This is a genomic window from Arcicella rigui (assembly GCF_034929435.1).
Lineage (GTDB): Bacteria > Bacteroidota > Bacteroidia > Cytophagales > Spirosomataceae > Arcicella > Arcicella rigui.
The window spans coordinates 47,626-60,343 of record NZ_JAYFUM010000003.1; the positions used below are offsets into that span (position 1 = coordinate 47,626).

The following is a 12,718-nucleotide window of genomic DNA, read 5'->3' on the forward strand; positions in this document are numbered from 1 at the left end:
CAAATTTTCAAAATTTGTCAAAACTATAAATAATTTTATTCTAAAACCCTATTCACACAAAACCGAAGGCATTGAGCTTGTAATTTTATGCTCGCTTCCATTGGTAACTGTCTGATTATCATAGTAAAAAGAAGTAGCTCCTACGATAAATTTAAAATCATATTTTCCTCCTCTTTTTAATAAAATAGAACTTCCTCTAATGATTCCGTCTTCACCTTTCAAGGCTTTTCCCAAATAAAAATATTGGTCAGCTTTTGCTCCAAGTGTTTTTGCATACATCTGAATATTGTCGGCATTCGTTTTTTTAGGAGTTGGACAAGACAAATTGGCAATCAATTTTACATAGTTAGGAGCGGAGGGAAGTGATATTGAAAGTTTTGCATCAGTACTAAAAACAGGATTATTTATCGTTAAAACGCTATTCCCTAATCTATCTTTCACAGCGATACTGGTAATATTATCTGGCGTTGTGATTTTGATATTATTTCTGCTGGTAGTGCCTGCCACATTCACACCGTTTAGGGCAAGGAGTAACACTTCATTGGTATATTGTTCGAGATACGAACCTACCAAATTGATGTAATAATCCTTCATGATTTTAATCTGGTTAGCCGACAATTTTGTAGCAAAGGTTTGTTCTGCTTGAGCTATCAAAGCATTTTTTTCAGCAGTTGTCGCCGTCGAAGGAATTTCGATATAAATACTGTTCAGTGCGGCAAAGTAAATCTGTGTGAGGTGATTGATAGAACCAACGGCTTCTAATTTTCCGGAAGTATTTTTTATCAATAGAGCTTTGCCTTCATACTTAAAAACCCTTGAATCTTCATCAAATGAAGTAATGATGATAGCGTCACCTTCTTTTAGTACTTTATTAGTCAATGGGTCGATTGCCCCTGACGGAATTTCAGTTTTTATTGTTACAAAACCCGAAAAACTTTTTACTTTCTGATGTAAATCGTTCGAGATTTCAATTTTTAAACCAACAATGGGTTTCATATTAAAATCGGGAATCACATTATTATTTTTGTCAACTACTTTTGACATGGCGTTTGAATTCACCGAAACTCCCGTTTTGGTAGCATCCGCTTTTGTCATAACAATGTCGATATTTCCGCCCACGGTAGCACCATTTCCATCTTTCATACTTATTCCCGTCGGAATAGCTAAACTTGCTTTTTCGGTGATATTGTTATTTAATGGAGTTGTTACTGAAATAGCTGTATAAACCAAGCCTTCGTTTGAAAGTGCAGCGGTTTGCTGTATTGCGGTAATTCCAGTAGGAGGGCTGGCGATTTTTGTTAAGGAAATGCTTACATTTTGGTCGTTCTTACTACTAATTTGAACAGGAGTAATTTTTTTTAAATAGCCTTCTGCTTCGGTGACAAGAGTGAATTTGATTGGAGTACTTGAGCTTGGAGTCGTTTCGGGACTGGCAGCCAGACTCAATACATTTTGTTTTACTCTGAAATTTCTCCCTCCGATAATATCTACAACTTTTAAAGAGTCCGCACCAGCAATACTTACTTTTAAGTCACTGGGCAAGTCGCCAGCATTCTGATTATCAGCTCTATATTGAACGATTACATTGGAGTTGGTAATGGCGACAGGTAATTTTAAAATTACTCCTTCAAGTGGCGGAGTACAGGCATACCAAAATACGACTGTCAGCAAAACTGCGAGGCAGTATAAATATTTTTTCATGGTATTAGAGTGTTTAAAGATAAAGTAAGGATTTGTTATTTCTTAAAACGAATATTTATGCTGTTTATTTCTGATTGGTAGATTTAGTCGGTTTATAGCTATCTGATTCATAATCGGATACTTATTTCTTAGCAATTCATTTTTTTAAATATTTGAGTTTAGATGGAATTGATGGAAATAACTAATAGATATTATTTTATACAAAGGTTTTTTCCTCAAGTTTAAACTTTATTTTTGTGTTCTTAACTTAATCTCTTACACATCGATGAATAAATTATTACAAACACTTATTTTTTGCATTTTCATATCTTGTTTTTCTAATACTTCACAAGCCCAAGAATGGAAACATTATACTTCCTATTCAAATACTACTTGTTCTTTAAGCATGAAAGATTCTACTTCATGGGTTGGAACTAAAGGAGGAGTAATTCACTACGATAAGCATTACAAAATAATTGAAACTTTTAATAATTCTAATGGACTCGACAGTAATATTGTCTCCTTAGCACTTGATGTGAAGGATAGAATATGGGCAAGTGATGAACGGAAAACCTATGTTTTTGATGGGAAAGTATGGTTAGAGTCTAGCAAAATTGGTTTAATGTTAATTGCTGAAAAACCAATACTTTTTTATTCAAATAATGATGAAAAATGGATTAGCTATGACAGAGGTACAAAGTTTGTACAAATGGGAAAGGACTCAGTTTATACCAGTTATGATGTGGCAAACAATGGATTAAAAAGGTTTACGAATATTCCTATTGCTCAGGATAAATCAGGTAGTGTTTGGCTAATTGAGGATTATAAATTATTACAATTTGACGGAAAGAAATGGAAAAGCTACGATGACAATAATAGTTCATTACCACGTATCTACAGTCGTAAACATAAATTAATAGTGGATAATGATGGAAATATTATTTTCAGTAATGACCATATCATAAAATTCAACCCCAAGACAAATGAAACGAAAGATATTTTACAAGGTTTTAATACTGTTTTAGGGAATACGGCTGATGATAAAATCCTACTCGCCAAGTATGGAAAAGTGTATGAGTACGATAATGATACGCTCATATTATTATTCGATTTAGATACAAAAGTTTACACACATATCATGTCTCTTGAACAAAATATAAAGGGAAAAATATTAATTAACTATCAGATTGAAGAAGCGTCTTTTTCTGATTATAATTATGAGTATAAAAATATTTATTACGATGGGAAAACACTTATTCCATTAGAATTGCCAGAAATGAGTTTAACCTCAAATTTTATCCCAATCATTGGCACTGATGCATTAAGTAATATTTGGATTGCTCCTTATGGTGGAGAGAAAGTTATTAGAATGAACGAAACTAAAAAGGAAACATTAGTATTGCCATTCTCTGCGAGTGCGTTTTGTCAAGGTAAAGGAAATGATTTTTGGTTTGGTTCTCGAAATCGAATATTACAATGCAAGCAGGATAATGGTTTACAAGTGAAGGAATATAATTTAGGGGATGCTGTTAACCAAATTGTCATGGATAGCGAAAAGCAAATTTGGGTAAGTATATACAATTATGGTAAATTAAATACACTCGCATGGTTTAAAAATGAAGTTTGGTATTGGTTTAGTATCAACGAAAATATTCAAACAATTTCACCTAAAGTAGGAGGAGGTGTTTGGGTTCTAACAGATAATGGACTGGGAGTATTTGATGGAGTAGCGTTTAAAAAAATTAATACGCCAAATCTGCCTAAACAAATATATAGCCTATATGTTGATTCCTCTTTCAACCTTTGGGTTCTTCAATACAATCAATTGGGTGGTACTGCAAATATTTTTAAGTATAACGGAGTAGATTTTGAGAAAATAGTATTTCCCAGTGACTTCAAAGTAAAAAATTACTATAACTTCATTATCGATTCTAAAGGGAATTTTTGGAGTTTTAATAATGAATATAGTTCAGGAAGCGAAATCCAAAAATTTGAACCGAACAACCAAAATAAGATTACATCCTATAATAAATCTAATACACCAAATTTACCATATAGTATTGAAACGATGAGTGAGGCAAAAGATGGAAAGATTTGGTTTGGTACTTTTAAGGCGGGAGTTTTTTCGTTAACAACCAATTGTAACGAATCCATTCCTTCAAAGATTAAGCCTAAATTATCGGCAAACCCAATCTTAGAGACGCAATCAATATCTTTAGAAGTCAATGTAAACAATGCTACTAATTATCAATGGGAAGTAAGTAAAGATAAAGGAAGTAACTGGATGGCAATTACGAATTTTGATTCTACTTATTCTGGTCAAAGAACCCAGACTTTGGCAATTAATTCAGTTAACATAGCGCAAAATAGATATTCCTATCGTTGCCAAATATCAAGCCAGTGCAACACTGCTACCTCAGACACGATTATTCTAACAGTAAAACAATGTCCTGAAATACAAATTATACAGCAACCTAATCCACAATCAACGTTTGAAAATAATAGTGTTCAATTTATCGTTAGTTCATCCAATACATTAACTTATCAATGGGAAGTAAGTGCTGACGCTTTGACGTGGAAGCAGATTTCAAGCCAAGATACTCTTTACAGTGGACAGCAGACTAATACTTTGAATATAAAATCTACTAATATTTTACAGAATTCAAATTCATACAGATGTTTGCTTAAAAATGATTGCTATCAGACTTATTCTGTACCTGCTACATTAGAAGTTATTACAGTTTTAGGAACAGAATTATTGACAGAAAAGATTTTTATTGCATACCCCAATCCTGCCTATGATAATTTGCAAGTTAAAGTTCCTGTTAAACCCTTTAAACTAACTTTATTGAGTGATAAAGGCTCAGTAATTAAACAAGTAGAAAATCAAGATATTATATCGGTGAAAGACGTTCCCAATGGTATTTACATTTTATTATTGGAAACTGACAAAAGAAAGCAAAGTGTTAAAATTACTGTTTTGAAGTAAATACCAACCAATTAGCACAAGTAACGAGTAGTATTTTTGAGTTTTATTTGATTGATTTTAATGAATAAAGATTTAATATATCAATTTTTTAAAAATTGTATATTTGCTAAAAAAATACACACGAATGTCAGAATTTGTAGAGAAATACATTAATCCCTTTACGGATTTCGGTTTTAAGAAATTGTTTGGCGAAGAGTTGAACAAGGATTTGTTATTGGATTTTCTGAACGAATTATTAAAAGAAGAACAAGGACAAATCAAAGAAATAACGTACTTAAAAACCGAGCATTTAGGTTTGACGGAGTTGGATAGAAAAGCTATTTTTGATTTGTATTGCGAAAATGAACGTGGCGAGAAATTTATTGTAGAGCTTCAAAAAACTAAACAAAATTTCTTTAAAGATAGAACCGTTTATTATTCAACCTTTCCGATTAGAGAACAAGCTAAACGAGCCGATTGGAATTTTGAATTAAAAGCAGTTTACACGATTGCTATACTTGATTTTGTATTTGAAGCAGATAAAAATGAGCTAGAGAAATTTCGGTATGATGTAAAGTTGAAAGACATAGAAACTAATAAAATATTCTACGACAAGCTGACTTTCATTTACTTAGAAATGCCTAAGTTCAAGAAAACAATAGATCAGTTAGAAACAAGGTTTGATAAGTGGCTTTATGTGATAAGTAATTTGAACAAATTGGATAGAATTCCAGAAAGTCTGAGAGAACAAATTTTTGAGAAAGTATTTGAAACAGCAGAAATAGCCAAATTTACCTATGACCAAGTGCTTTCTTATGAAGACAGTTTGAAATATTACAGAGATTTAAAAAATTCATTAGATACCGCCAGAGAGGAGGGAGAAGCGGAGGGAATTATTAAAGGCAAACTTGAGGAAAAAATAGAAATTGCCAGAAAAATGCTTGTTATGGAAATGCCCATAGATACGATTATTCAATTGACAGGTCTTTCTGAGGAGCAGATTAAAAGTTTAAAATAGGCTTGTCAGATTGTAAAATTTGACAAGCCTAAAAATAAAAACTACTCTACATCAACATTTTGCAAACCGCCTTTCAAAGCAATCGTTTTTCCATTCCAAATAAATCTTCCTGAAAGGTTAGCTGGAAGATTTACTTCGCCACTAATGCCTGTTTTTCCTTTACGTTTTAAATTCACCGAAATTTCTCCTGAAGGATGCGGTACTTTCCCTGATACATTTTCTAAATCCCCTAAAGCTGGTTGAATACGTACTTCTTCAAAACCCGGAGCATCGGGCATAATTCCACAAATGGTGGCTAAAAAATCATAATTGGGTGATGCCGACCAAGCGTGACAGTCTGAACGAGTAGGGTCTGCTTGTTCAGCAAAAGTACTTAATCCGATACTTAACATATCTCTCCATGGACTTAAAGTACTGTAATATAATGAAGCATTTCCTGACTTTTTCAAGGCTTGTGTTAGATAAAAACGGAAGTAAAAAGTAGCTTGTGTAAGGTTTTTATCATTCAGAATTTTCTCTATAATTGCTTTTTCGTTGGCTTTGGGTACGGCATTGGCAAGTATGGCGAAAATATTAGCGTGCTGACTAAATGCTTTTTTATCAGGCGTGTCGGCTACTTCATTTTTGCTTTCATCCCAACATTCTTCGTAGCTTGATTTTGAAATCAAATCTGCTAAAGTACGGTAATAAATAGCTTTTTCTTTGTCGCCATAAGTTTCAAAAATGGCAGAAGCTTGTCGTAAAGTATAAGCATATTGGAAAGTAATAATTGATGAGTTTCCATCCGTAACTCCGTCTGGAATACCGCCAATGTCGGAAATTGGATTCCACTGCCAAGGTTTTGCCCAGTCCACAAACGACCACCAATTCATCGCTCCGAGCATATTTTTTTTAGGGTCTAATTTACGTTCATACCAAGCCAACACTTTTTCAATGTTTGGCAAAAGTGACTTGACAAAAGCATCGTCTTTGCGGTGCATCCAATAATCGTAAGTCATAGAAACCCAAAACAAAGAAAAAGGCGGAATAATCTGAGGCGTATTGCATGGGTAACGACTTTGCGTTAACCCTTCGGAAGTAGTAGAATTATTGAAATCCATCAAAGCTTTACGCATCAAACGGTCGTCGCCCGAAACATATAATGAAATCAAAGCCTGAATTCGAGTATCGCCAGTATATTGCAATTGTTCATAATAAGGACAATCGAAATAGGTTTCTCCAGCACACAAACGAGCCGTTTGCCAGCCTACTTTCCAAATATTTTGTAAACTGGGGTCATTACTTGTGAAATTACCTCTTTCTTCAAAAGGATAACCTGTTTTTATCCCGTAAAAATCATTGATACTAAGTGCCTGTTCTTTGGTTTCAATCGTAATCTCTATGTAACGATAAGTTCTAAACCAAAGTGGTCTAAAACTTCTCTGAGCTTGTCCGTCTGGACGAAATATATCTTGAATACCAACAATATGCTTACCTTCAATGTCATTTCTATTGCCTTTTACCCATTTGTCATCTATCAAAGCTTCTGCATACGTAAAACTGATTTTTGAATCTTTTCCTCCACCCACAATCATTTCTGGATAAGCGACTGTTTCAAAACTTTGGTCGAGCAAAATGGTCGTTTTACTATTAGCAGGAATGTTTAAAGTACCTTTTCCTTTCAACCAATTATCATTCATCGTTAAGGTTTTAGTACTTTCGTATTTTCTGATGCTATTAATATTTTGATGAATTTCTTCCATTTGCGGAATACTTCTTGGCTCTAAATACCATTCTGCACCCGAACCTGTTCCCGAAATATAGCCATGTCCCAAAGTACGAGCATTCGTCCATTGGCTATCATCAAATTGAGGTTTTTCCCAATTGCTTGGGAATTTACTTGCTTCCACTTCCTCGCCACAGCCTACAACGATATACGCTCTAAGTTTTCCGCCATCTACTGGTAAAGGTTTATAAGCTTGGTTTTGTAATACTTTCCAAGTTTTGTTGGTATTTACAATACTTTCCAGTTCCGTATTTCCTTGTACGATAAAACCCGTTTTGTTACTCATCTGAGCAGCAGGCATAAATTCACCAAAATTCCAAACTACGGCAGCAATGGTGTTTTTACCTTGATTCAAATACTTTGCAATGTCATAAGTTTCAAAATTCCAGTGCATTAAATCGCTCCGAGCTGGTCCAGTTCCAATAAAATTTCCATTTACATACACTCGGTAACGATTATCCCCCGAAACGTTGATGATGAATTGCGAAGGCTTTTGAGCTAAATCAAAGTTTTTTCGGAAATGAAATACCCCAAAATCTTTCAGATTTACATTTTGTGGAGCAATCCAGTCGGCTTGCCAACGCTGTGTTAATACTTTTTGACTGGCTTTTTGTGCTGAAAGTGAGATTGAAAAAAGTAATGAAAAGAGTAAAGCTTGAAGTACTTTCATTTTCGTTCGTTTTGATGATGGATATTCAAACGAAAATACAATTTTTGAAGAAGAATATTTGCCTGTTCTTACCTGTTTGAGTAAAAAACGGGTGCTACTAACGGTTGAAATATTTTATGAGTTATAAAAAAAGCTTTTATAACTCATGAATTATAGTATTTTTGAGTTATAAAAATAAACTTTATCGCTTATGCGTTGGATTTCGTAGTAGATTAATTTAAATATCATGTTGTTTAAAATCTGTAAATTACGTTCTAAATAAAAAAGGCTAAACTCTCTTTGTAGTTTAGCCTTTTTTATTTAGTTGGATTTAAGATACTTACTTATCTCCATAAACAAAATCTACCCATTCAAAATTGAATAAATTTTTGTTTGGTGTTTCTTTTTTCACGAAGACAAAGTACAAATCGTGTTTGCCAGTCGTTGGCTGTACCGAAGCTTTTTGTTCAGTGTATGTATTCCAGCTACCTGTTGGCGAATACTTAAATGTACTGATGATTGGTCCATTCAGAGCGTCGGTGTGTACTTCAATACTTGCTCCATTATCTTTGCTTGAGAAGCGATAAATCAATCCTTCAATATCTTTTAAGTCGATATTTTTCAAAACAAGATATGAACCATTGTGAATTGCTCCCAAGTACTTGTCATCTCTGTTCATGTTGTGAATCTCATCTACTTCGCTTCCATAAATTTTGGTCGGACGCAATACTAAAATATCCGTTTTTTTCAAAGACAATACCGTTTTTGCTTTACCTTGTGGTGCAACTAACGAACCTTTGTCGGTATAAGATGCCGTCAGTACATAACGTCCTTCTTGCTCTTTGCCAACGTGTTCTTTCAACGAAAGTGTACCTTGTTGCGGAACTCTATTTTCGATAGGTTCATTGCCCAATGATAAAATATATTTTACCATTTCGGTAGTTTCTTCACGAGAAAGTTGTGGGTGAGCACTCATTTCACGGTCGCCCCAAAGTCCACCTCCGCCAATAATGATTTTGTTGGCAAGTTTGGCAATAGCTGTTTTATCTCCTCTATATTTTTTTGAAACTTCGGTGAATGAAGGCCCAGCAGATTTTCCATTGATTTGGTGACAAGCTTTACAGTCTGAGCCTGCAATTAAATTCTTTCCAATACTGAAAGTAGAAGTCAATTGCTGATGTCCCATTTGTGGAGCTTTACTTACTTTCGGAATATAATTCAGTACTACTTTTACCTTTTTAGGGTCGATGAGCTTATCTTCTTTATCTTGAATGCTTACGGCATATTTTAACGAAGTCGCAGAAGCTTTGAAGAAAGTACTGTTATCGGTGGTAGAAATCGCCACTTCTGGCATTGTATTTCCCACTTTAACAGTTAGTGTATCGGTATTACTGAGTCCAACTTGGTCTTTAACAGTTAATAATACTTTGTAAATACCATTTTTATTGAAAGTATAAGTTGGATTGATTTCATTAGAAATTACTTTTCCTTCTACTTTCCACTGATAGGTCAATTGGTCGCCTTTATCAAAATCATAGCTTTTTTCGCCTTTGAATGCCACTTTTAAAGGAGCAAGCCCGATGCTATCGCTGGTATAAGCTTGAGCAATAGGTTTTCTGTTTCCGCCATTGAAATCAATTTTCACCAAACGTGCGTCTTCGTTGTCGATACCATAAACAGAACCATATTCTAATAAATAAATACTTCCGTCTGGGCCAATTTCCATATCAACTGGGCGACGGAAATCTCCTGTTTTTGGCATAAATGCTTCCATCGACTGATAGTTTTGTTGTTCGTCTAATCGCACAGCAAAAATCCAGTTTCTCATCCAATCATATACAAATAAAGCTTTGTCGTAATAAGCTGGAATTTTTGATTTTTTATTCAAAGAAACATCAAAATGATAAACGGGGCCACCCATTGCACATCTACCGCCTACGCCTAAAGCTGGGAATTCGGAAGAAAGATTGTATGGATACCAAATCATTGCTTTTTGTGCTGGGAGTAAATTTTTCATGCCTGTATTATAAGGCGAATTATTTACTGGAGCGTTCGGGTCGAAAAGTGAACCAATTTTTTTAGTTTCAAAATCGTACTCAAAATAAGGTTTGTTATTTCCTACAAAGTACGGCCAACCATAGTTTCCTGCCTTTTTTGCTTGGTTAAATTCATCGTAACCTCTTGGCCCTTGTGGACTATCAGTACCTGCATCTGGCCCAATTTCGCCCCAATACAAAATAGAAGTAGCAGGGTCAACCGAAATACGGTAAGGGTTTCTACAACCCATTACATAAATTTCAGGACGAGTACCCGCCATCCCTTTTGGGAAAAGGTTGCCTTCGGGAATGGTATAAGAGCCATCCGCTTCTACATGAATTCTTAGGATTTTACCACGTAAATCGTTCGGGTTAGCAGCAGAACGTTCGGCATCAAATGTTGGTCTTCCTGTTCTTTGGTCGATAGGAGCGTGTCCGTTTGATTCAAATGGCACAGTATTATCGCCCGTTGAAATAAATAAATTACCATGTGCATCCCAAGCCATAGAACCGCCTGTGTGGGCACTTACTTCTAAATCAATCGAAAATTCGATAATAGATTTTTCACTTTCAATATCCAAAGTACTGTCGTCATTTACTTTGAAACGAGCGATGCGTTGTTTGGTTTGTTCTTTGTCTTGAATGGTATAAAAGAAGTACAAGTAATGGTTTTTACTAAAATTCGGGTCGATAGTCATACCCAATAAGCCGTTCAAGTACTTATCAACTGCTTTGGCAGGAAAATCGTAGAGAAGGCGAGTTTTCTTTTGAACAGGGTCATAAACATAAAACTTACCAGCTCTTTCTACAAAAAATACACGACCGTCTGGAGCTACGGCTAATTCCATTGGTTCGTTGAGGTCGTTAGAAAGTACTGTTTTAGTAAAACGGTTTTCATCAGGACGGTTCAAAGTGTCAGTTTGAGCATACACTTTTGGAGTACTTGCTTTACTGGTAGTAAAGTTGTGACCAATAGAGCCTAAACCGAGTAAGCCACCCAGTAATAAACTGTATTTTGAAAGGAAAATTGACATTAGAGCTTAGTTAAAATTAATTATTAGAGATAATTACAAATCAATGAATCGCTAAACAAGAAAATAAAATTTGAATAATACGTCAAAAGTAAAGCCTTATGGATATTTATTTATCATGGTTTCCCCTCATAATGTATTTGTCAGGGATTTTTTTCTGGAAAAAACCTTAAAATTTAAGAGAGTATTTAATTCCATAAATACTCTTGTTCAGGAAAAAAATGTTTTAGACCTGTTTGTTGCTATTCCATTCAATATTCTACGGTTTAAATTTTGAATAACTGTCTTTTTCAAAAACATACGCTTGTTTTATTTTCTAATTTCTCCACAACGATTATCAAAATCGTTTATCACTCTGCTTCACAATGTCGCTTTTTACTTTTAAGATGATACGATTTTGTAATTGCTGATACAAAATCAACAATAAATCCCTTCAAAAAGTCTAAAATAAGCACTCAATTGTACTATTCTGCTATTTTTTTTAATTGGAACAATTCCTACAATTAATTGCACAAATCTAAAAACCGAATTTGAGTTGTAGCTGTAAGTTTGCATTGCCTAAAGGTAAAATTTATATAAAATCTTCAAAAGGTACAAGTTTGAAGACTGAATGATAAAGCAAAAGAATAATGAAGAAAATAGTGTGTTTTGGTGAAACGCTTTGGGACTTGCTTCCTACTGGTAAAATTGAAGGTGGAGCACCCATGAACGTAGCCGTTCATGCAAAGCAATTAGGACTCAGTGTTTCGATGATTAGTAGAGTAGGAAAAGATAAGCTTGGAGATGGCTTAGAGTGTTTTTTAGTAGATAGAGGAATAGACACTTCGGCTCTTCAACGTGATAATTTTTACCAAACAGGGGTCGTACAGGTAAGTTTATCCGAGAAAGGTAGCCCCACCTATTCGATTGAGTCACCTGCTGCTTGGGATGCCATCGAAGCCGATGAAACTACTAAGCAATTGGTGAAAAATGCCGAAGCTTTTGTTTTTGGAAGTTTGGCTTGTAGAAACGAAAAATCAAAAAATGCCTTGTTTGAATTGGCGGCTTTAGCTTCTCTGAGAGTTTTGGATGTGAATTTAAGAACGCCATTTTTTTCTCAGGAATTAATCATTGACTTATTAGAAATGGCCGATTTCGTGAAAGTCAACGAAGAAGAGTTAGCCCTCATCTGTTCATGGTTCAACCAAAATGAGGATGATGAATTGAATGCACGCTATTTAAAAACACGCTTTAATCTAAGAGCGATTGTGGTAACTCGTGGAGGAGATGGGGCTTTTTTCATAGGTGAAAATAACAGCCTCTACGAACATAAAGGCTACCAAGTATCGGTAAAAGACACCATTGGTAGTGGCGATTCTTTTTTAGCATCATTTCTGAAAAAATGGCTTTATGCTTCTTCTCCAGATGATTGCCTGAGCTATGCTTGTGCTGTTGGGGCATTCGTTGCCACCCAACAAGGTGCAACACCAATAATTGATGAAAGTGACATCAAAGCTGTAATGCAGCCCAATTTAGAAGCCTAAAAATTTTACTTACATTTTACTCATTTAACTATTTTTCAAAATTTCAAT

Annotated in this window: 6 protein-coding genes; 3 read left to right on the forward strand and 3 right to left on the reverse strand. The window is 34.7% G+C overall.

What is annotated here, in order from left to right; genetic code table 11:
* Positions 1–48 precede the first annotated feature (48 nt).
* Positions 49–1,701 carry a hypothetical protein gene (locus VB248_RS02465; RefSeq protein ID WP_323295147.1) on the reverse strand — a complete coding sequence of 551 codons (1,653 nt, stop codon included), beginning with the start codon at positions 1,699–1,701 and terminating at the stop codon, positions 49–51.
* A gap of 265 nt (positions 1,702–1,966) precedes the next feature.
* On the opposite strand from VB248_RS02465, the gene VB248_RS02470 reads away from it, so the two are divergent.
* Together VB248_RS02470 and VB248_RS02475 are read left to right on the forward strand one after the other, a co-directional pair.
* The gene (locus VB248_RS02470) at positions 1,967–4,669 is read left to right on the forward strand and encodes a T9SS type A sorting domain-containing protein (protein ID WP_323295148.1); all 2,703 of its coding nucleotides are present in this window, start codon (positions 1,967–1,969) and stop codon (positions 4,667–4,669) included.
* A gap of 124 nt (positions 4,670–4,793) precedes the next feature.
* Complete coding sequence (locus VB248_RS02475) at positions 4,794–5,666, forward strand: Rpn family recombination-promoting nuclease/putative transposase (RefSeq protein ID WP_323295149.1); 873 nt, start codon at positions 4,794–4,796, stop codon at positions 5,664–5,666.
* A 41-nt stretch (positions 5,667–5,707) separates the two neighbouring features.
* Here VB248_RS02475 and VB248_RS02480 read toward each other — a convergent pair whose 3' ends face one another.
* Entirely contained in the window at positions 5,708–8,101 is a 2,394-nt protein-coding gene (locus tag VB248_RS02480) for an alpha-L-rhamnosidase-related protein (protein WP_323295150.1), read from the reverse strand.
* Positions 8,102–8,420: 319 nt separating this feature from the next.
* Positions 8,421–11,150 carry a PQQ-dependent sugar dehydrogenase gene (locus VB248_RS02485; RefSeq protein WP_323295151.1) on the reverse strand — a complete coding sequence of 910 codons (2,730 nt, stop codon included), beginning with the start codon at positions 11,148–11,150 and terminating at the stop codon, positions 8,421–8,423.
* Positions 11,151–11,776: 626 nt separating this feature from the next.
* On the opposite strand from VB248_RS02485, the gene VB248_RS02490 reads away from it, so the two are divergent.
* Positions 11,777–12,670 (forward strand): carbohydrate kinase family protein, encoded by an 894-nt coding sequence (locus VB248_RS02490; RefSeq protein ID WP_323295152.1) that lies wholly within the window; start codon positions 11,777–11,779, stop codon positions 12,668–12,670.
* Positions 12,671–12,718 lie beyond the last annotated feature (48 nt).